The organism is Aquabacterium sp. (assembly GCF_044226965.1).
Classification (GTDB): Bacteria; Pseudomonadota; Gammaproteobacteria; order Burkholderiales; family Burkholderiaceae_C; genus Pseudaquabacterium.
The window spans coordinates 52,430-73,012 of sequence record NZ_JBGAGA010000010.1 but is presented as its reverse complement, the minus strand read 5'-3'; the positions used below and the strand labels follow the sequence as shown (position 1 = coordinate 73,012).

Here is a 20,583-nt window from a genome sequence, read left to right as displayed (position 1 = left end):
CACTGTGACGGCAGCCGCGGGCCCACGCGCCGGCTGGTGACAATGGCGACGGTGAGCGTCGACCACTACGAGAACTTCCCCGTTGCATCCGTCCTGTGCCCGCCGGCACTTCGACCCGCGGTGCAGGCGATCTACCACTTTGCCCGCACGGCCGATGACCTGGCCGATGAGGGCGATGCCGCTCCAACCGAGCGCATCGCGGCGCTGCGCCGCTACAGGGCCGCACTGCACGCCAGCATGGCGGGCCAGGCATCGACGGACTGGCCGGGCGTTTTCGTGCCGCTGGCACGATGCGTCGCGCACCACGGGCTGTCGGTGAGCCTGCTCGATGATCTGATCGACGCCTTTGTTCAGGACTGCGGCAATCCGCGCTATGCCGATCGTGCGCAACTGCTCGACTATTGCCGCCGCTCGGCCAACCCGATCGGTCGCCTGCTGCTGCAGCTCTACCGCATCGATGACGCACTTTCAGTGCGCCAGTCCGATGCGATCTGCAGTGCACTGCAACTGATCAACTTCTGGCAAGACCCGAGCGTGGACCTCCCGCGCGGCCGGCTGTACGTGCCGGCCGATGCAGCACAGCGTCATGGCCTGACCCAGGACCAGCTGCTGCAGCAGCGCACCGACACCCCGGCCACCCGCGCGCTGCTGCGCGAGCTGTGCGGTGACGCTCGGGCGCTGATGCTCGAAGGGGCTCCACTCGCCTGCCGACTGCCTGGCCGAATGGGTTGGGAACTCAGGCTGGTGGTGCAAGGTGGGCTGCGCATCCTTGAGAGAATCGAGCGTATGAACCACGGCACCCTCACCCGACGGCCGACCGTGCGCGGTCGCGACCTGCCCGTGATGCTGTGGCGCGCGCTGCGCATGCCGGGCCGCACGACGGCCGCCGCGCGCCCATGACGACGACTCCACAGCGCTACGTGCAGGAGAAGGCAGCCGCCAGCGGTTCGTCCTTCTACTACGCCTTCCTGTTCCTGCCCCCCGCGGAACGTGCCGCCATCACGGCGTTCTACGCCTTCTGCCGCGAGGTGGACGATGTGGTCGACGAAACGCGCGATGCGGGCGTCGCGGCGACCAAGTTGGCCTGGTGGCGACAGGAGGTACTCGCCAGCTTCGGCGGCCATCCCAGCCATCCGGTGACGCAGGCCCTGATGCCGCTGGCACCACGCTTCTCGATCACCCAGGCGCACCTGCTGTCGGTGATTGAAGGCTGCCAGATGGACCTGGACCAGACCCGCCACCTGGACTACGCGTCACTCAGGCGTTATTGCCACCTGGTGGCCGGCGTGGTCGGCGAGGTGGCGGCCACGATCTTCGGCCGCACCCAGGAGCAGACCATCGCCTATGCCCACCAGCTTGGGCTGGCGCTGCAGCTGACCAACATCATCCGCGACGTCGGCGACGACGCGCGCCGGGGTCGGATCTACCTGCCGATCTCGGAACTGCAACAGTTCGATGTCAAGGCCCACGAACTGTTGAAACGCAGCGCGCCCTGGGGCTACAGCGATCGATTCACAGCGCTCATGCGGTTCCAGGCCGAACGCGCGCACCGCGCCTACGACGAGGCCCTGGCCTTGCTGCCCGAGGACGATCGGCTCAAGCAGAAGCCCGGGCTGATGATGGCCAACATCTACCGCACGCTGCTGCGCGAGATCGAAGCCGACGGCTTCCAGGTGCTGCACCAGCGCACCTCGCTGACGCCGATGCGCAAGCTCTGGATCGCGCTGCGCACCCATTGGCGCGGCCGTTGAAGGTGGCCGCCATCGGGCGCGTTGCGGTGGTCGGGGCCGGCTGGGCGGGTCTCGCGGCTGCGGTGCGCGCCACCCAGGCCGGGCACCCTGTCACCGTGTTCGAGATGGCGCCACAGGTCGGCGGCCGGGCCCGCAGTGTGGACACCCGGGCCGGCACGGTCGACAACGGCCAGCACATCCTGATCGGTGCCTACGCCCGCGCCCTGGCCCTGATGCGCGACGTGGGTGCGAGCCCCGACGAGCAGCTGCTGCGCCTGCCCTTGAAGCTGCGCTACCCCGACGGTCGTGGGCTGGCCCTGCCACCCGGCGCGCCCCTGCTGTCCTTCGCCCGCGGCGTGCTCGCGGCACACGGCTGGCGGTGGCGCGACCGACTGGCCTTGCTGGCAACCGCCGGAGGCTGGCTGGCCACGGGCTTTCGATGCGCGCCGGAAGCCACGGTCGACCAACTGTGCATGACGCTGCCGGCCGCCGTGCGCCGCGATCTGATCGAGCCGCTGTGTGTGGCGGCGCTGAACACGCCGATGGCGCAGGCCAGCGGCACCGTGTTCCTGCGCGTGCTGAAGGACGCGCTCTTTGGTGGCGCCGGCAGTGCAGACCTGCTGCTGCCACGGCGGCCGCTGTCGCAACTGCTGCCCGACCCCTCCATGCGCTGGTTGCAGCAGCGCGGCGCCGTGCTGCGACGGACGCGGCGCGTCATCGCGCTGCAGTCGTCCGATGGCGGCTGGCAGGTCGACGGCGAATCGTTCGAGGCGGTCGTGCTGGCCTGCAGCGCATCGGAGGCCAGCCGACTGACGGCCCCGCTGGCGCCGGCCTGGAGCCAAGCGGCAGCGGCGCTGCGCTACGAGCCCATCCTCACGGTCTACCTGCATGCGCCGGCCGTTCGCTTCACGGTGCCCATGATGGCCCTCGCCGCGGACGCCCTGCGCCCGGCACAGTACGCTTTCGATCTGGGTGCCCTGGGCATGGCACCCGGCCTGTTTGCCTTCGTGATCAGCGGCGCGCGCGACTGGGTTGAACGCGGTCTGCCGGCCGCTGGGCAGGCGGTCCTGCGGCAAGCCCGCGAAGCGTTCGGACCCGGCTTCGATCCGACCGATCCCGGCTGCTTGCGCCACCTGGCCGCAGAAAAGCACGCCACCTTCGCCTGCACGCCAGGCCTGCGCCGTCCGCCGGCCCGTATTGCCTCCGGCCTCTATGCCGCCGGCGACTACGTGGAGGGGCCCTATCCCGCAACGCTCGAGGGCGCGGTGCGGGCCGGTGAACGTGCGGCCGAACTGCTGACTTCGGACTGATCTCAGGGCGCTTCGCGAAAACCGGTTTCGCCATGCAAAATAGCGGCAACCTCGGGATTCCACCATGTCCACACGCAAGGAAAGCCAACAGCCCGCCATCCAGGTGATGGAGCGCATGTTCTCGCTGCTCGACGCGCTGGCCGCGCATCAGGACCCCGTTTCGCTGAAGGAATTGAGCGAGCGCACCGGCCTGCACCCTTCCACCGCCCACCGCATCCTCAACGATCTGGCGATCGGCCGCTTCGTCGACCGGCCCGAAGCCGGCAGCTACCGACTGGGCATGCGCCTGCTCGAACTCGGCAACCTGGTGAAGGCACGGCTCGACGTGCGCGATGCCGCCCTGGCACCGATGCGCGAACTGCACAAGCTCACGCATCAGCCGGTGAACCTGTCGGTGCGGCAAGGCGACGAGATCGTCTACATCGAGCGCACGTACAGCGAACGCTCGGGCATGCAGGTGGTGCGGGCTGTCGGCGGCCGCGCGCCGCTGCACCTCACCTCGGTGGGCAAGCTCTTCCTGGCACACGACGATCCGCAACGCGTACGGGCCTATGCCACGCGCACCGGCCTGTCGGGACACACCCGCAACAGCATCACGGACCTGCCTCGGCTCGAGCGGGAGCTCGCTCAGGTGCGCCAGTCGGCCATTGCGCGAGACGACGAAGAGCTCGAACTGGGGGTGCGCTGCATGGCCGCCGGGATCTTCGACGACCAGGGCAAACTGGTGGCAGGCCTTTCGATCTCGGCGCCGGCCGACCGGCTGGAAGAGTCGTGGGTCGGGCGTGTCCGCTCGACGGCCGCACAAATTTCGGCAGCGCTAGGCCACCGCCCTTGATCAGGTCGTCGGCCGCGCGGCCGGAGCAGTGGCTGTGGTGTGGTTCAGCCACTTGCGGATGCGCTCGGCATCGCCGATGCGCGAGTACTTGCCGGCCGAATCCAGCAACACCATGATGAGCTTGCGGCCTGCCAACTGCGCCTGCATCACCAGGCATCGCCCGGCCTCGGAGATGTAGCCGGTCTTCTGCAGGCCGATGTCCCACGAAGGATTGCGCACCAACCCATTGGTATTGCGGAACTGCATCATCCGCTTGCCCACGGCGACCTGGGCCTCCTGCGAGGTGGACAGCTCGCGCAACAGGGGCTGCTGGTGAGCTTCCTTCACGAGCAGCGCCAAGTCATGGGCGCTCGACTGGTTCTTGCTCGACAGCCCGGTCGGCTCGACATAGTGCGTGTCCGCCATGCCGAGCGCCGCAGCCTTGCGGTTCATCGCCTGCACGAAGGCTTCCAGACCGCCCGGGTAGTAGCGGCCGAGTGCATGCGCCGCACGGTTCTCGGACGACATCAGCGCCAGGTGCATCATCTCGCCGCGCGTCAGCTGCGTGCCCACGGCCAGACGCGAGTGACTGCCCTTCTCGGTGTCGACGTCTTCCTGCGTGATCGTGAGGACGTCGTCGAGGGACTGCTTGGCCTCCGTCACCACCAACCCCGTCATCAGCTTCGTGATCGACGCGATGGGCAACACGGCCTCCGGGTTCTTGCTGAACAGCACCTCGTTGGTGTCTTGATCGACCACCAACGCCACTGCGGATTTCAGCTCCAGCGGATCTGCTTCGGCATGCAGGCCCTGGGCCTGACCGAAGGAGGGTCGCGCCGGTTCGGCACGCACCGCAGTCTTGCGCACCGACGACACCCGGACCGACGCCGACTTGCGCACCACCTTGCTGCTCTGGGCCGCGGCGGCCTTGCGCAGGTGCGGCTTGCGCGCCGCGCCATCGGCCGCATAGGCCGGCAGCACCAAGGCACCCGAGATGCAGAGCCCCAACAACAAGGCGGTACAGCTTTTGATCTTTGTCATCTCGGGCATTCGGGCAGGCAACGGCGGCAAGTTTAGGACCAACGAAAAACACGCGCAAGATCAAAAACTTGCGCGTGTTTCCTCAAGTGCACTGCGATGAGTTCGGGTTAGCCCTGAGCGGCAACCCGCTCCAGGTTCGCATGCAGCTTGTTCAACGCCGCGAGGTAGGCCTTGGCCGACGCGACGACGATGTCCGGGTCCGAGCCCACGCCGTTGACCACGCGCCCGCCATGTTGCAGACGCACGGTCACCTCGCCCTGGGATTCTGTGCTGCCGCTGGTGATGGCATTGACCGAATACAGCAGCAGTTCGGCGCCACTTTGGACCTTCGACTCGATTGCCTTCAGGCTGGCGTCGACCGGGCCGTTGCCATCGCTTTCCGCGCTGAGTTCGGTGTCGCCAGCAGCAAACACCACCGCGGCCTGCGGGCGCTCGCCGGTTTCGCTGTGCTGGCGCAGCGAGACCAGGCGATAGTGCTCGCGCTCGCTGGTGACGCTTTCGTCGCTGACCAGCGCCAGGATGTCTTCGTCGAAGATCTCGCTCTTGCGGTCGGCCAGGTCTTTGAACCGTGCAAACGCGGCGTTGATCTCGCCCTCGGATTCGAGTTCGATGCCCAGCTCCTGCAAGCGTTGCTTGAAGGCATTTCGGCCCGAGAGCTTGCCCAGCACGATCTTGTTGGCCGTCCAGCCCACGTCCTCGGCCCGCATGATCTCGTAGGTGTCGCGCGCCTTCAGCACGCCGTCCTGGTGGATGCCCGAGGCATGCGCAAAGGCATTGGCACCAACCACCGCCTTGTTCGGCTGCACGACGAAGCCGGTGGTCTGGCTGACCATGCGCGACGCACTGACGATCTGCGTGGTGTCGATGCCAAGTTCCAGGCCGAAGTAGTCGCGCCGCGTGCGCACGGCCATCACCACCTCCTCGAGCGAGCAATTGCCGGCGCGCTCGCCCAGCCCGTTGATCGTGCACTCGATCTGGCGTGCCCCGCCGAGCTTGACGCCGGCCAGCGAGTTGGCCACCGCCATGCCCAGGTCGTTGTGGCAGTGCACCGACCAGACCGCCTTGTCGGAGTTCGGGATGCGCTCGCGCAGCGTGCGGATGAAGTTGCCGTACAGCTCGGGGATCGCGTAGCCCACGGTGTCCGGGATGTTCAGCGTGGTGGCGCCCTCCTTGATCACCGCCTCGAGCACGCGGCACAGGAAGTCGACGTCGGAGCGGTAACCGTCCTCGGGCGAAAACTCGATGTCGTCGCACAGATTGCGCGCAAAGCGCACGGCCAGCTTGGCCTGCTCGAACACCTGGTCCGGCGTCATGCGCAGCTTCTTCTCCATGTGCAGCGCACTGGTGGCGATGAAGGTGTGGATGCGCGAGCGCGCCGCGCCCTTCAGGGCCTCGGCCGCGCGCGAGATGTCGCGATCGTTCGCACGGGCCAGCGAACAGACGGTCGATTCCTTGATGTGACCAGCGATCGACTTCACGGCCTCGAAATCGCCGTTGCTCGATGCGGCGAAGCCGGCTTCGATGACATCGACCCGTAGGCGCTCGAGTTGCCGCGCGATGCGCAGCTTCTCGTCCCGCGTCATCGAGGCCCCGGGCGATTGCTCACCATCGCGCAAGGTGGTGTCGAAAATGATCAGCTTGTCGGCCATGGTGAGACTCTCCTCTTGTGTGATGGGCGCGCGGCGTCAGACCGCCGCGGCGGCCCTCTCGGCCAGCACCACGCTGCAGCGCTGCAGACCGGACAGGACCGCCTTGATCGACGCGGTGACGATGTTGGCATCGATGCCGACACCGAACAGCGTGCGAGTGTCGCCGATGCGCAGCTCGAGGTAGGCCGCGGCGCGGGCCTGCGCGCCCGCGCCGATGGCATGCTCGTGGTAGTCGAGCACGCTGATCGGGCAGCCCACCGCGCGCTGCAGCCCGTCGACGAAGGCCTCGACCGGGCCCGTGCCCTCGCCTGCGATGGGCAGCACCAATTCGCCGCTGCGCACCATCGCGCGCAAGGCGACGCCGCCCTCGGACCGCTCGTTGATCGTCAGGTGATCGACTGCGGCCCCTCCGGCGCCCAGGCGGTATTCCTGTTCGAAGATGGACCAGATGTCGCCGGCGCTGAGCTCCCGGCCCTGGTCGTCCATCACCGCCTGCACGGCCGCCGAGAACTCGATCTGCAGGCGCCGGGGCAATTCCAGCCCGTACTCGTTCTCCAGCAGGTAGGAGATGCCGCCCTTGCCCGACTGGCTGTTGACGCGAATCACCGCGTCGTAGCTGCGGCCCAGGTCCTTCGGGTCGATCGGCAGGTAGGGCATCTCCCAGATGTCGCCCTCGCGGCGCGCGGCAAATGCCTTCTTGATCGCATCCTGGTGCGAGCCGGAGAACGAGGTGTAGACCAGGTCGCCGACATACGGGTGGCGCGGGTGAACCGGCAGTTGGTTGCAATGCTCGACGACCCGACGGATTTCGTCGATGTCGGAGAAGTCCAGTTGCGGGCTCACGCCCTGCGTGTAGAGGTTCAACGCGATGTTCACCAGGTCGACGTTGCCGGTGCGTTCGCCATTGCCGAACAGACAACCCTCGACACGGTCGGCGCCGGCCATCAGCGCGAACTCGCCGGCAGCGGTGCCGGTGCCGCGGTCGTTGTGCGGATGGACCGACAGCACGATCGAATCGCGCCGCGCGATATGCCGGTGCGTCCATTCGATCATGTCGGCAAAGACGTTGGGCGTCGAATGCTCGACCGTGGATGGCAGGTTGATGATGCACTTGCGCTCGGGCGTCGGTTGCCACACCTCGGTCACCGCATCGATCACGCGCATGCTGAAGTCCAGTTCGGTCCCCGAATACATCTCGGGCGAGTACTGGAAGGTCCACCGCGTCTGCGGCTGTCGTGCAGCCAGGTCGCGAATCATGCGGGCATGCGTCGCGGCCAGCGCGACGATGCCGTCCTGGTCCAGGCCCAGCACCACGCGCCGCATCACCGGCGCGGTGGCGTTGTACAGGTGCACGATGGCGCGCGGCGCGCCGACCAGTGCCTCGAAGGTGCGTTCGATCAGGTGGTCGCGCGCCTGGGTCAGCACCTGGATCGTCACGTCGTCGGGGATCAGCCGATCATCGATCAACTGACGCACGAAATCGAAATCGGCCTGCGAGGCGGACGGAAAACCAACTTCTATTTCCTTGAAGCCGATGCGCACCAGGGTCTTGAACATGCGCAGCTTGCGCGCCGGATCCATCGGTTCGATCAGGGCCTGGTTGCCGTCACGCAGGTCCACGCTGCACCAGATCGGCGCCTTCGTCAGCAGCGCGTCGGGCCAGCGGCGGTCGGCCAGGCGCACCGGCGCGAAGGCACGGTACTTGGAAGCGGGGTTGTCGAGCATCGGCATGGGTTTCTCCGTGGGGTTCTCTGGGGTGCCACGCAGCTCGATCACAAATGCAAACGGCCCGCTGCGTTGCGCTGGGCGGGCCGTCGATCCGGGTCGGGAAATAGAGGACGTGGACGATCAGCGCGCCTGAAGCACCTCTAGTAGCAGCAGCGAAAACGCAGACCGGAACGTCATGGGTCGCGATATTACACGAAGCGCATGGATTGCAAAGGCGAAAGAACGCCTCAGCGATGCAGACCCGCCTCGTCCGGCTCGTCGGTGGACGTGGCGATCACGCTGACCGGCTTGCCCTTCACGCGCCGCCAGACGTACATCACGTAGCCCGAGAGGCCGTAGAGGACGAACAGCAGGAACAGCATGATCGGCACGTGCAGATTGATCAGCGCGATGAACAGCACGATCGCGACGATCACCACGAATGGCACGGAGCGCCTCAGGCTCAGGTCCTTGAAGCTGTAGAACGGCGCGTTGGTCACCATCGTCAGGCCCGCGTACAGCGTGATGCCCCAGGTCAGCCACACCAGCCAGGGCGTGTCGCGCACGCCTTCGACGAAGCCGGCATCGTTCATCACGAAGATGAAGCCGGTGACCAGTGCTGCCGCCGCGGGGCTGGGCAGCCCCTGGAAGAAGCGGCGATCGACGACAGCGATGTTGGTGTTGAAGCGCGCCAGCCGCAGCGCCGCGCAGGCGCAATAGACGAAGGCAGCGATCCAGCCCGGCTTGCCCAGGCCCTTGAGCGCCCACTCGTAGACGATCAGCGCCGGCGCGGCGCCGAAGCTGACCATGTCGGACAGGCTGTCCATCTGCTCGCCAAAGGCGCTCTGCGTGTGCGTGAGGCGCGCGACACGGCCATCGAGGCTGTCGAGCACCATGGCGCAAAAGACACCGATCGCGGCCTGCTCGAACCGGCCATTCATCGCCATCACGATGGCATAGAAGCCCCCGAACAGCGCGGCCAGGGTGAACAGGTTGGGCAGGATGTAGATGCCCTTGCGTCGGGGACGCAATGCCGGCGGTGGCTCGGGGGCGCCGTCGTCCTGGGCACTGTCTGCTGCGTCGTTCATGGGCGGCGAGGATACCGCAGCGTCGGGCACGAAAAAGGCCGCGCAAGGCGGCCTCGGGGTGCGTGGAAACGCGGGGTCAGTTGCGCGACTTGTCGACCAGCTTGTTGGCCTTGATCCACGGCATCATCGCGCGGAGCTTCTCGCCCACCACCTCGATCTGGTGGTCGGCGGTCAGGCGGCGGCGGCTCAGCAGCGTGGGGGCGCCCGCGCGATTCTCCAGGATGAAGCTCTTGGCGTACTCGCCGGTCTGGATGTCCTTCAGCGCCTGCTTCATCGCGGCCTTGGTCTCGTCGGTGACGATCTTCGGGCCGGTGACGTACTCGCCGTACTCCGCATTGTTGGAGATCGAGTAGTTCATGTTCGCGATGCCGCCTTCGTAGATCAGGTCGACGATCAGCTTGAGCTCGTGCAGGCACTCGAAGTAGGCCATCTCCGGTGCGTAGCCGGCTTCCACAAGCGTCTCGAAGCCGGCCTTGATCAGCTCGACGGTGCCGCCGCACAGCACGGCCTGCTCGCCGAACAGGTCGGTCTCGGTCTCTTCGCGGAAATTGGTCTCGATGATGCCGGCCTTGCCGCCACCGTTGGCCGCGGCATAGCTCAGCGCCAGGTCGCGTGCCTTGCCGGTCTTGTCGGCATGCACAGCGATGAGGTGCGGCACGCCGCCACCCTGCGTGTAGGTGTTGCGCACGGTGTGGCCGGGGGCCTTCGGCGCCACCATCCAGACGTCGATGTCCTCGCGCGGCACGACCTGACCGTAGTGCACGTTGAAGCCGTGCGCAAAGGCCAGCGAAGCGCCGGCCTTGATGTTCGGCGCCACGTCCGTGTTGTAGACCGCGGCGATCTGCTCGTCCGGCAGCAGGATCATCACGACATCGGCTTCCTTCACCGCGGTGGCGATCTCGGCCACCTTCAGGCCGGCCTTCTCGGCCTTGGCCCAGGACGCGCCGCCCTTGCGCAGGCCGACCGTGACCTTCACGCCCGAGTCGTTGAGGTTCTGCGCGTGCGCATGGCCTTGCGAGCCGTAGCCGATGATGGTGACGTTCTTGCCCTTGATCAGGCTCAGATCGGCGTCCTTGTCGTAGTAGACCTTCATGTCTTTCTCCAGGTGAAGCTAGGGGCGGGTTGTCAGACGCGCAGGATGCGCTCGCCGCGACCGATCCCGCTGGTGCCGGTGCGCACGGTTTCGAGGATGGCGGTGCGGTCGATCGCCTCGATGAAGGCGTCGAGCTTGCCGGCATCCCCGGTCAATTCGATGGTGTAGCTCTTCTCGGTCACGTCGATGATGCGGCCGCGGAAGATATCGGCCATGCGCTTCATCTCCTCGCGTTCCTTGCCAACGGCGCGCACCTTGATGAGCATAAGCTCGCGTTCGGTGTAGCTGCCTTCGGTCAGGTCAACGACCTTCACGACCTCGATCAGCCGGTTCAGGTGCTTGGTGATCTGCTCGATCACCTCGTCCGACCCGGTGGTCACGATGGTCATGCGCGAGAGCGACGCGTCTTCGGTCGGTGCGACCGTCAGGCTCTCGATGTTGTAGCCGCGGGCAGAGAACAGGGCCACCACGCGGGACAGGGCGCCGGGCTCGTTCTCGAGCAGCACGGCAATGATGTGTTTCATGGTCGTTCATCCTGGCGCGCTCTTCAGACCGGCGGCGGTAACCGACGGCCCTTGGCCACGCCCTCAGAAGCGTTTCAAAAGACGGTTCGAAGCGCTCGCGCCTTCCGGCAGCCAGCCCCGATGCCGCGGTAACAGCACCGGTGCCGGGCCGCCTTCAGGCGCTCACAGGTCTTCGGACCCCAGCAGCATCTCGGTGATGCCCTTGCCCGCCTGCACCATCGGCCAAACGTTCTCGGTCGGGTCGGTGCGCACGTCGAGGAACACCGTGCGATCCTTCAGCCGGATCAGCTCCTTCAGCGCAGGCTCGACCTCGGACGGCTTCTCGATCTTGATGCCGACGTGGCCATAGGCCTCGGCCAGCTTGACGAAATCGGGCAGCGCGTCCATGTAGCTGTGCGAATAGCGGCCGCCGTAGTCCAGCTGCTGCCACTGCCGCACCATGCCCAGGTAGCGGTTGTTCAGCGAGATCACCTTGACCGGCGTCTTGTACTGCGCGCAGGTGGAAAGCTCCTGGATGCACATCTGGATCGAGCCTTCGCCCGTGATGCAGAAGACATCCGAATCCGGCTTCGCCAGCTTGATGCCCATGGCATACGGCAGACCAACGCCCATCGTGCCCAGGCCGCCGGAATTGATCCAGCGGCGCGGCTCCTCGAAGCGGAAGTACTGTGCGGCCCACATCTGGTGCTGGCCGACGTCCGAGGTGATGTAGACATCGCGCTTGCGGGTTAGCTCGCACAGCGTCTCGACCACATGCTGCGGCTTGATCACATCGTCGCTACGCTTGTAGGCCAGGCACTCGCGCTTGCGCCATTCGTTGATCTGCCCCCACCAGGCCGACAGCGCCGAGACATCGGGCCGCGCCTGGGTCTCGCGCAGGTTGGCGATCATCTCCTGCAGCACGTCCTTCACGTCGCCGACGATCGGGATGTCGACCTTCACCCGCTTCGAGATCGACGAGGGGTCGATGTCGATGTGGATGATCTTGCGCTCGACCTGGGCGAAGTGCTTGGGGTTGCCGATCACCCGGTCGTCAAAGCGGGCGCCCACGGCGAGCAGCACGTCACAGTGCTGCATCGACATGTTCGCCTCGTAGGTGCCGTGCATGCCCAGCATGCCGAGGAACTTCGGGTCGCTGGCCGCCATGGCGCCCAGGCCCATCAACGTGTTGGTGCAGGGGTAGCCCAGCAGGTCGGCCAGTTCGCGAAGCTCCGGCGCCGCATTGCCGAGGATGACGCCGCCACCGGTGTAGATGTACGGGCGCTTGGCCGTGAGCAGCAACTGCATGGCCTTGCGGATCTGGCCGCCATGCCCCTTCTTCACCGGGTTGTACGAGCGCATCTCCACCCGGTCCGGGTACGAGAAGGCGCAGGTCTTCAGCGAGACGTCCTTCGGCACGTCCACCACCACCGGGCCGGGACGGCCGGTGCGGGCGATGTGGAAGGCCTTCTTCATCGTGGTCGCCAGGTCGCGCACGTCCTTGACCAGGAAGTTGTGCTTGACGATCGGGCGCGTGATGCCGACCGTGTCGCATTCCTGGAAGGCGTCGAGCCCGATCGCCGGCGTGGGAACCTGGCCGGTGATGATGACCATCGGGATCGAGTCCATGTAGGCCGTCGCGATGCCGGTGACGGCATTGGTGACGCCTGGACCCGAGGTCACGAGCGCAACGCCGACCTCGCCGGTGGCGCGCGCATAGCCATCGGCGGCGTGGATGGCGGCCTGTTCGTGGCGCACCAGCACATGCTCGATGGTCTCCTGCTTGTAGAGCGCGTCGTAGATATAGAGCACGGCCCCACCGGGGTAGCCCCACATGAACTTCACGTTCTCTGCCTGCAGGCAGCGAACCAGGATTTCGGAGCCGTTCAGCTCCTGATTTTGGGAATTGGATTGCGGTTGTGCCGTTGCGGCACGCTTGACTTCCGCGGCAGACATGTCCATTTCGAACCTCTGTGAATTTCTCTGACGAAAAACCATCGGTGCCCCTCCTCGCGCCCTCGTGAGGCGGAATCAGAACCTGCGCGATCAAAAACAAGGGCCGCCGGGGTCGGCGAGCCAGCTTCAGACCAGTATCGCTTTGTGCGAAGCAGCATTATCGCATCAGATCGGGATCGAGCGGCCACCGTCGCAGCGGGCCGAAAGGCCGATGCCATAATCCGCCCCGTTTTTCCGGCCGCCGCCACCTTGCAGGTGCCGGGCTATCCCTTGGCAACCGACACCGAACTTTCCGAGTTCCTCAAGAGCGTCGAGAAACGCGCCTTCAAGCGCACGGTCTATGCCGTGCGCGACGACGATGCCGCGCTCGACATCGTGCAGGACGCGATGATTCGCCTGGCCGAAAAGTATGGCGATCGGCCGGCCGCCGAGTTGCCCCTGGTGTTCCAGCGCATCCTGTCGAACGCCACGATGGATCACTTCCGCCGGCAGCGGGTGCGAAATGCGGTGATCCAGAACCTGTCGGATTTCGAGGGCGACTCGGACGATGGCAGCGACTTCGACCTGCTCGAAAGCCTCGAGACCGCCGACGGCATGCTGGGCGCCGAGAGTGCCGCCGAGTCGGTATCGCGGGCACAGATCCTGCAAATGATCGAGACGGAAGTCAGCGCGCTACCGGGCCGTCAACGCGAGGCATTCCTGCTGCGTTACTGGGAAGAATTGGACGTGGCGGAAACCGCCTCTGTCATGGGTTGCTCGGAAGGTAGCGTCAAGACGCACTGCTCCCGAGCCGTCCATGCATTGGCCAAAGCCCTCCGAGCCAAGGGAATCGCACCATGAGAACAACACCTTCGCCAAGCATTGCGCCGACCCGGACGAACTTCGAGCGTGAAGGGCTGGAGGCTCGGGTCGGACTGCGCATGACCGGTCGCCTCAATGAGGTGGCGGATCAACTGCCACACGACATCAGCGAGCGGCTGCGCTTCGGCCGTGAGCAGGCGCTGGCGCGGGCACGCGCGCTGCGCCATGGGGTGGCCGCTGCACCGGCCGTGTCGGTGGTGGGCCACGCGGGTGGCGCGGCGGTGTTGTCGGCGCCGCCGTCGGTGTGGCTTCGGTTGGCGTCGCTGCTGCCGCTGCTCGTGCTGGCTGCCGGCCTGGTACTGATCCAGCAACACCGGGACCATGAGCAAATCGCCGTGGCCGCCGAGATCGATGCAGCGCTGCTGACGGACGAGTTGCCCCCCACCGCCTATGGCGACCCCGGCTTCGCGGAGTACCTGCGTTCGAGCGACATGCCTTGAGGGATCAGCGTTGCCACGACGTCTCATCCTCGTCCTGCCGGCCACGCTCTTCGCCAGCGTGGCCTTTTCGCTTGTGGTGGGTGCCGGTGCGCTCGCTCAGTCCGCGAGCGCGCCTGCCGCAGCGCGCAATGGCAAACTGGCCTCGTCCGAGCTCGGCGGGCCGTCCTGGTCGTCCCTGACGGCGGCGCAACGCCAAGCGCTGGCTCCGCTGGAACGAGACTGGTCCGGCATCGACGGCCAGCGGAAGTCCAAGTGGCTGGAGATCGCCTCGCGCTACGCATCGCTGCCTGCTGACGAGCAACGGCGGCTGCAGGCGCGCATGACCGAATGGGCACGGCTGACGCCGGCCGAGCGTGGTCGGGCGCGTCTGTCGTTCCAGGAGGCCAAGCAGTTGTCGCCCCACGAACGCCAGACGCGATGGGAGGCCTATCAGGCCTTGCCCGAGGACCAGCGCAAGGCGCTGGCCGCCAGGGCCCGGCGCGCCAATCCGGAGCGTGGTGCCGAACGGTCCCGGCTGGGTGCAAGTGCTCCATTGGCCGCGGTGCCGAAGCAGACCGGCACGAATGCGCCAGCCCGTGCGGCAGTGAAGCCGGTGGCCCCCACTGTGGTTCAGGCGGCGCCAGGCGCGACGACCACGTTGATGACGAGGTCTCCGAGCCCACCCCCGCACCAGCATCCGGGCCAGCCGAAGATCGTGGCCTCGCCAACGCACGTCGATCGGTCCACCCTGCTGCCCAAGGGCGGTCCGCAGGCGCCGGCGGCACCGCAGGCTGCCGCCACAGGCGGCGCGACAGCCTCCTCGCCCCATCCATGATGCGGCCCGCAAAGGGCCTTGCCGGCGCCGAGGCCTCGGCGCCACCCGGCGTCTTTCGGCGTCTGGCCTGTTTTGTCTACGAGGGCGTGCTGCTTTTCGGCGTGGTCATGATCGCCGGCTACCTGTACTCGAGTCTGACCCAGCAGCGCAATGCGATGGAGGGCCGCCTCGGCCTGATGGCCTTCCTGTTCGTCATTCTTGCCATCTACTTCAGCTGGTTCTGGTCGCGCAGCGGCCAAACGGTGGCGATGAAGGCGTGGCACCTGCGCCTGCTCACCGTGCAAGGGCAGCCGGTCTCGCAAGCCAGGGCCTTTGCGCGCTATGTGCTGAGCTGGCTGTGGTTCCTGCCGGCGTTGGCGATGGTGCATGCCGCGGGCCTGAACAGCACTGCGGCCATTTTCGGAGCGATGACGGCGGGCGTGCTCGCCTACGCTGCACTCGCCTGGCTGCGAGCCGATCGACAGTTCTGGCACGACGTGGTCTGCGGCACGCGACTGGTGACCTGGCGCCCGCCGCCGAAGGCAAAATCCAGCTGATGGGCAATCCACACAAGGGGCGCACCGGCATCGACCGGGTGACGCATGCGCTGGGCTACTCGATGCAGGGCCTGGGCCTAGCCATCCGCAGTGAAAGCGCCTTCCGCCAGGAGAGCGCGCTGGCGCTGGTGATGGTGCCGGCCGCGTTCTGGCTCGGCCGATCGTGGATCGAAGTGGTGCTGCTCGCCGGCACCGTGATGCTGGTGCTGATCGTCGAACTGCTCAACTCGGGCCTCGAGGCGGCGATCGACCGCGTCTCTTACGACGTGCATGAACTGTCGAAGCGCGCCAAGGACTTCGGCAGCGCCGCCGTGTTGCTGTCCCTGCTGCTCTGCGGCGCCACCTGGGCTGCTGCACTGGCCCATCGTTTCGTGCTGTAGGGGTCTGACGATGTCATCGGGCTTCTCCGTCTGCGTCTATTGCGGCTCGCGAAACGGCGCGCGGCCTGCCTACCTTCAGCTGGCCCGGCGATTGGGCCAGGCCATCGGGCAGCGAGGCTGGCAACTGGTGTATGGCGGCGGCCGCGCCGGCCTGATGGGTGAAGTGGCCGATGCAGCCTTGGCCGCCGGCGCCAGGGTGATCGGGGTGATCCCCGAGTCGCTGATGCGGCTGGAAGTCGGCCATGCCGGCCTGAGCGAACTGCATGTCGTGCAGACGATGCACCAGCGCAAGCAATTGATGGCCGAGCGCGCGGACGCGTTCCTCGCGCTGCCAGGCGGCATCGGCACTTTCGAAGAGTTGTTCGAGGTCTGGACCTGGCGCCACCTCGACTACCACCGCCGGCCGATCGGCTTGCTCGATGCCGAGGACTACTACACCGGACTGATGGACTTTCTGCGCCGCTCGCGCGAAGAAGGTTTCCTCAGCGAAGCGCAGATGCAGATGATTCAGCATGGCGCCGAGCCCGAGCCCATGCTTGACGCGTTGTATGCGGCGCGCGAGCCGGCAGCCGTTTCGCCACCGCCGCTCGATCGCATCTAGGCTTCAGTCGGTGCGGGCCCTGCCGGCCGCCGCGCTCACACGGCCGATTCGTCGGTTTCGCCGGTGCGGATGCGCACCACCTGCTCGACATGGGTGACGAAGATCTTGCCGTCACCGATCTTGCCGGTCTTGGCCGCCTTGACGATGGCTTCGATGCAGCGATCGACATCGGCATCCTTGACCACCACCTCGACCTTCACCTTCGGCAGGAAGTCGACCACGTACTCGGCGCCTCGGTACAGCTCGGTATGGCCCTTCTGGCGGCCGAAGCCCTTGACCTCGGTGACGGTGAGGCCGGAGACGCCGACATCGGCCAATGCCTCACGCACCTCTTCGAGCTTGAAGGGCTTGATGATCGCGCTGATCTGTTTCATGGGGCCTCCGTACCTTGATCGTCAACTGGCTTGGATTTAAGCACGGAACTTCGAGGTGATGGGATAGCGCCAGTCGCGTCCGAATGCACGGTGCGTGATGCGGATTCCCACCGGCGCCTGGCGCCGCTTGTACTCGTTGATCTTGATGAGCCGGGTCACGCGCTCGACATCGGCCGCATCAAAGCCGGCGGCGATGATCTCGGCAATGCCCTGGTCCTCTTCCATGTAGCGCGCAAGGATGGCGTCCAGCACCTCATAGGGCGGCAGGCTGTCCTGGTCCTTCTGGTCGGGCCGCAGTTCGGCAGAAGGCGGCCGGGTGATGATGCGCTGCGGGATCACCGGGCCGACAGTGCCGTCAGCGCGCAGGGTCGGCTGTTGGTTCCGCCAGTCAGCCAGGCGGTAGACCAGCGTCTTGGCGACGTCCTTGATCACCGCGAAGCCGCCAGCCATGTCGCCGTACAGCGTGCAGTAGCCGGTGGCCATCTCGCTCTTGTTGCCGGTGGTCAGCACGATCGAGCCGAACTTGTTCGACAGGGCCATCAGCAGGGTGCCGCGCACGCGGGCCTGGATGTTCTCTTCGGTCGCATCCTCCTTCAACCCGGCAAACTCCTGCGCCAGGCTGGTGCGGAAGGCCTCGAACATCGGCGTGATCGAATGTTCGTCGTAGCGCACACCCAGGCGTTGGGCCATGTCACGCGCATCGAGCCATGAAATGTCGGCGGTGTACGGCGACGGCATCATCACCGCGCGCACGCGTTCGGCGCCGAGCGCATCGACCGCAATGGCCAGCACCAGCGCCGAATCGATGCCGCCGGAGAGTCCGATGATGGCGCCGGGAAAGCCGTTCTTGCCGATGTAGTCGCGCACGCCGGTGACGAGCGCGCCCCAGGCCTGCGCCTCATAGCTCGGCACGGGCTGGCGTTCGCCGTCGATGGTCCCATCCGCGTGCAGATCGACGAGCACCAGCGCCTCTTCGAAGCTCGGCCCTCGCACCGCCACTTCGCCCCGCGCATCGACGGCAAACGAAGCGCCGTCGAAGACCACCTCGTCCTGCCCCCCGCTCAGGTGCGAGAAGAGCAGCGGCAAGCCCGTGTCGCGGACACGATCGACCATGCGCGCCTCGCGCTCGCCGGCCTTGCCCAGGTGGAACGGCGAGGCGTTCAGCACGCACAGCACATCGGCGCCGGCCGAGCGCGCCAGCCGCGCCGGCTCCTCGAACCAGGCGTCCTCGCAGATCAGCAGGCCAAAGCAGCGGCCGGCGGCTTCGAATACCACCGCGCCCTGCCCGGCATCGCGACCCGAGGCAAAGTAGCGCCGTTCATCGAACACCTGGTAGTTCGGCAGGTCCCGCTTGCAGTACGTGGCATGCACCTTGCCGGCACGCAATACGGATGCCGCGTTGAAGCGCTGCTGCACCACGACCGAGCGGGAACGGAGATCGCCGCGTTCACCGAACTGATGCGGATGACCCACCACCACCTGCAGATCGCCAAACACCGCCAGCCGCGCCGCCAGTTCGGCGAGCGCCTGCGCACAGCCCTGCATGAACGCCGGGCGCAGCAGCAGGTCTTCCGGCGGGTAGCCGGTGAGCGCCAGTTCGGGCGCGATCAGCACGGCGGCGCCGGCCGCGTGCGCCTGGGCCGCGGCATCGACAATGCGCTGCGCATTGCCAGCCAGGTCGCCGACCGTGGCATTGATCTGCGCCAGGGCGATCCTGACCGTGGTGGGAGTGGACATAGGTGAAAGACGCGCGGCGCTTGACAGGATCGAACGATGTTATCCGCGTCCATGACGACCCGGCGAGCATCGACCCGCAGGCCTGGAATGCACTGCTCGCGCAGCAGGCACGACCCACGCCTTTCATGCGGCATGAGTACCTTGCGGCCCTGCATGCCTCAGGCAGCGCAGTGGCGCGCGCTGGCTGGCTTCCGCAGTGGATCACGCTGCATCGCGATGGCAGGCTGTACGCCGCGGCACCGGCCTACCTGAAGAGCCACTCCTACGGCGAGTACGTGTTCGATTGGGCCTGGGCCGATGCCTACCAGCGCCATGGCCTGGCGTACTACCCGAAGCTGCTGGTGGCTGTGCCGTTCACGCCGGTGCCCGGCTCGCGCCTGCTGGCGGTGGATGCCGAGGCACGCGTTCAGCTGCTGGCCGCGCTGCAGGCGCATGCCCAGGGGCATGAGCTGTCCTCAGCCCATCTGCTGTTCCACGACGAGGCCGATGCAGAGGCGGCACGAGCCCTGGGCTGGATGCCGCGCCAGGGCATCCAGTTCCACTGGACCGCCGACGACGCGCAGCCCGTTTCGACGATGGCCGACTACCTGGCGACCATGCAGCGCGAGAAGCGCAAGAAGATCCAGCAGGAACGCCGCAAAGTGGCCGATGCCGGCGTGCAGTTCACGGCCCACGCCGGCCCGGAAATCGATGCGTCGCTGTGGGACTTCTTCCACCACTGCTACCGTCTGACCTACCGGGCTCATCACTCTTCGCCGTACCTGACGCGCGACTTCTTCGACCGCATGGCGGCCACGATGGCCGGGCACTGGGTGATGTTCGTCGCGCGCCGGGCCGGCCAGCGACTCGGTTGCTCGCTGATCGCGATCGACCCCGCCACGCGCGAGGCCTATGGCCGCTACTGGGGCTGTACGGAGTACATCCCCTGCCTGCACTTCGAGGCCTGCTATTACCAGCCCTTGCAGTGGTGCATCGAGCACGGTTACCGCCGCTTCGAAGGCGGTGCGCAGGGCGAGCACAAGATGGCGCGTGGGCTGATGCCGGTAGGCACCGCTTCAGCCCACTGGCTGGCGCACCCGCAGTTCGCACGCGCCGTGCAGGATTTCCTCTCGCGTGAAGCGAGCGGCATCGAGGCCTATGCCGACGAGCTGCGCGAGCACTCGCCCTTCAAGTCGGCAGCCGAAGGCCCGTGAGGCGCCGCCGCCGCGCCGGCGTCAAGCCTTCTTGTTGCTGTCAGCCCAGCGGGCCATGCCGCTGCTCACCTCTGCGCGCGCGCCGTCCGGCCCGGTCCAGCCCTCGACCTTGACCCACTTGCCCGGCTCGAGGTCCTTGTAGTGCTCGAAGAAATGCTGGATGGTCTTCAGACGCATCGGGTTCAGGTCTTCGGGCTTCTGCCACTGCGTGTAGATCGACAGGATCTTGTCGATCGGCACCGCCAGCAGCTTGTTGTCGCCACCCGCCTCGTCGCTCATCTTCAGCATGCCCAGCGGCCGGCAAGTCACCACCACGCCCGGGATCAGCGGCACGGGCGTGATCACCAGCACGTCCACCGGATCGCCATCGTCGGCCAGCGTCTGCGGGATGTAGCCGTAGTTGCACGGGTAGTGCATCGCGGTGCCCATGAAGCGATCGACGAACAACGCGCCCGATTCTTCGTCCACCTCGTACTTGATCGGGTCGGCATTCATCGGGATCTCGATGATCACGTTGAACTCGTTGGGCGCCTTCGCGCCAGGGGTCACGTTGTGCAGGCTCATGGGATGGCTCGGGCTCAAGGGGAAACCCGCATTCTACGAAGCCGGCTTGCCTTGCCCTGACACAGCCGTGCCGCGCGGCGCGATTGACTTACCGCAGGAAAACACGGTGCCGCGGCGCAGCATCATCCCGTAGCATGCTTTTTGCGACTACCGCCCCATGCAGACAAAGGGGCTCGGCAACAACGGCAGCGC

General features: G+C 66.6%; 21 protein-coding genes. 11 read left to right on the top strand and 10 right to left on the bottom strand.

The annotated features are described in order from the left end of the window. Positions 1-42: 42 nt before the first annotated feature. The 4 genes from hpnC to ACILR4_RS06870 all read left to right on the top strand — a co-directional run bounded on the left by hpnC (position 43) and on the right by ACILR4_RS06870 (position 3,875). Positions 43-900 (top strand): squalene synthase HpnC, encoded by an 858-nt coding sequence (gene hpnC, locus ACILR4_RS06885; RefSeq protein WP_395700097.1) that lies wholly within the window; start codon positions 43-45, stop codon positions 898-900. Continuing rightward, the gene (gene hpnD / locus ACILR4_RS06880) at positions 897-1,751 is read left to right on the top strand and encodes a presqualene diphosphate synthase HpnD (RefSeq protein WP_395700096.1); all 855 of its coding nucleotides are present in this window, start codon (positions 897-899) and stop codon (positions 1,749-1,751) included. Before hpnC ends, hpnD begins: the two co-directional genes overlap by 4 nt. A 2-nt stretch (positions 1,752-1,753) precedes the next feature. Further along, positions 1,754-3,040, top strand: coding sequence for a hydroxysqualene dehydroxylase HpnE (gene hpnE / locus ACILR4_RS06875; protein ID WP_395700136.1), 1,287 nt, complete (start codon positions 1,754-1,756; stop codon positions 3,038-3,040). Between the two features lie 64 nt (positions 3,041-3,104). Next, the gene (locus ACILR4_RS06870; protein ID WP_395700095.1) at positions 3,105-3,875 is read left to right on the top strand and encodes an IclR family transcriptional regulator; all 771 of its coding nucleotides are present in this window, start codon (positions 3,105-3,107) and stop codon (positions 3,873-3,875) included. Here ACILR4_RS06870 and pbpG read toward each other — a convergent pair whose 3' ends face one another. The 7 genes from pbpG to ACILR4_RS06835 form a co-directional block, all read right to left on the bottom strand. Beyond that, positions 3,876-4,895, bottom strand: a complete 1,020-nt coding sequence (pbpG, locus tag ACILR4_RS06865) for a D-alanyl-D-alanine endopeptidase (RefSeq protein WP_395700094.1) — start codon at positions 4,893-4,895, stop codon at positions 3,876-3,878. A gap of 107 nt (positions 4,896-5,002) precedes the next feature. Next, positions 5,003-6,544, bottom strand: a complete 1,542-nt coding sequence (locus ACILR4_RS06860) for a 2-isopropylmalate synthase (protein WP_395700093.1) — start codon at positions 6,542-6,544, stop codon at positions 5,003-5,005. A 36-nt stretch (positions 6,545-6,580) separates the two neighbouring features. Further along, positions 6,581-8,269 (bottom strand): 2-isopropylmalate synthase, encoded by a 1,689-nt coding sequence (gene leuA, locus ACILR4_RS06855; RefSeq protein ID WP_395700135.1) that lies wholly within the window; start codon positions 8,267-8,269, stop codon positions 6,581-6,583. Positions 8,270-8,499: 230 nt separating this feature from the next. Next, positions 8,500-9,339, bottom strand: coding sequence for a CDP-diacylglycerol--serine O-phosphatidyltransferase (pssA, locus tag ACILR4_RS06850; RefSeq protein ID WP_395700092.1), 840 nt, complete (start codon positions 9,337-9,339; stop codon positions 8,500-8,502). Positions 9,340-9,415: 76 nt separating this feature from the next. Next, positions 9,416-10,432 (bottom strand): ketol-acid reductoisomerase, encoded by a 1,017-nt coding sequence (gene ilvC / locus ACILR4_RS06845; RefSeq protein ID WP_395700091.1) that lies wholly within the window; start codon positions 10,430-10,432, stop codon positions 9,416-9,418. A gap of 32 nt (positions 10,433-10,464) precedes the next feature. Continuing rightward, positions 10,465-10,956, bottom strand: coding sequence for an acetolactate synthase small subunit (ilvN, locus tag ACILR4_RS06840; protein ID WP_395700090.1), 492 nt, complete (start codon positions 10,954-10,956; stop codon positions 10,465-10,467). Between the two features lie 162 nt (positions 10,957-11,118). Next, positions 11,119-12,897, bottom strand: coding sequence for an acetolactate synthase 3 catalytic subunit (locus tag ACILR4_RS06835; protein ID WP_395700089.1), 1,779 nt, complete (start codon positions 12,895-12,897; stop codon positions 11,119-11,121). A gap of 264 nt (positions 12,898-13,161) precedes the next feature. Between ACILR4_RS06835 and ACILR4_RS06830 the strand changes: the two genes are divergently transcribed. The 6 genes from ACILR4_RS06830 to ACILR4_RS06805 are packed head-to-tail and all read left to right on the top strand — an operon-like array spanning position 13,162 to position 16,523. Further along, positions 13,162-13,731 carry an RNA polymerase sigma factor gene (locus tag ACILR4_RS06830; protein ID WP_395700134.1) on the top strand — a complete coding sequence of 190 codons (570 nt, stop codon included), beginning with the start codon at positions 13,162-13,164 and terminating at the stop codon, positions 13,729-13,731. Beyond that, positions 13,728-14,192: a DUF3619 family protein gene (locus ACILR4_RS06825; protein ID WP_395700088.1), complete on the top strand. Its 465-nt coding sequence runs from the start codon at positions 13,728-13,730 to the stop codon at positions 14,190-14,192. The genes ACILR4_RS06830 and ACILR4_RS06825 overlap by 4 nt, the downstream gene beginning before the upstream one ends. Positions 14,193-14,202: 10 nt before the next feature. Next, positions 14,203-15,006 (top strand): DUF3106 domain-containing protein, encoded by an 804-nt coding sequence (locus ACILR4_RS06820; RefSeq protein ID WP_395700087.1) that lies wholly within the window; start codon positions 14,203-14,205, stop codon positions 15,004-15,006. Continuing rightward, positions 15,003-15,542, top strand: a complete 540-nt coding sequence (locus ACILR4_RS06815; RefSeq protein WP_395700086.1) for an RDD family protein — start codon at positions 15,003-15,005, stop codon at positions 15,540-15,542. Before ACILR4_RS06820 ends, ACILR4_RS06815 begins: the two co-directional genes overlap by 4 nt. Beyond that, on the top strand, positions 15,542-15,922 hold the full coding sequence (locus tag ACILR4_RS06810; protein ID WP_395700085.1) for a diacylglycerol kinase: 381 nt from the start codon (positions 15,542-15,544) through the stop codon (positions 15,920-15,922). Before ACILR4_RS06815 ends, ACILR4_RS06810 begins: the two co-directional genes overlap by 1 nt. A 10-nt stretch (positions 15,923-15,932) precedes the next feature. Then, positions 15,933-16,523, top strand: coding sequence for a TIGR00730 family Rossman fold protein (locus ACILR4_RS06805; protein WP_395700084.1), 591 nt, complete (start codon positions 15,933-15,935; stop codon positions 16,521-16,523). 35 nt (positions 16,524-16,558) lie between these two features. Here the strand turns inward: ACILR4_RS06805 and ACILR4_RS06800 are convergent, their stop codons facing one another. Together ACILR4_RS06800 and ACILR4_RS06795 are read right to left on the bottom strand one after the other, a co-directional pair. Then, a complete protein-coding gene (locus ACILR4_RS06800) occupies positions 16,559-16,897 on the bottom strand; it encodes a P-II family nitrogen regulator (protein WP_395700083.1) in 339 nt (112 codons plus the stop codon). A 36-nt stretch (positions 16,898-16,933) separates the two neighbouring features. Continuing rightward, complete coding sequence (locus ACILR4_RS06795; RefSeq protein WP_395700082.1) at positions 16,934-18,634, bottom strand: NAD+ synthase; 1,701 nt, start codon at positions 18,632-18,634, stop codon at positions 16,934-16,936. 20 nt (positions 18,635-18,654) lie between these two features. Between ACILR4_RS06795 and ACILR4_RS06790 the strand changes: the two genes are divergently transcribed. Further along, positions 18,655-19,827: a GNAT family N-acetyltransferase gene (locus ACILR4_RS06790; protein WP_395700081.1), complete on the top strand. Its 1,173-nt coding sequence runs from the start codon at positions 18,655-18,657 to the stop codon at positions 19,825-19,827. A 21-nt stretch (positions 19,828-19,848) separates the two neighbouring features. On the opposite strand, the gene ppa is transcribed toward ACILR4_RS06790, so the two are convergent. Then, positions 19,849-20,391: an inorganic diphosphatase gene (gene ppa, locus ACILR4_RS06785; RefSeq protein ID WP_395700080.1), complete on the bottom strand. Its 543-nt coding sequence runs from the start codon at positions 20,389-20,391 to the stop codon at positions 19,849-19,851. Positions 20,392-20,583: the final 192 nt, after the last annotated feature.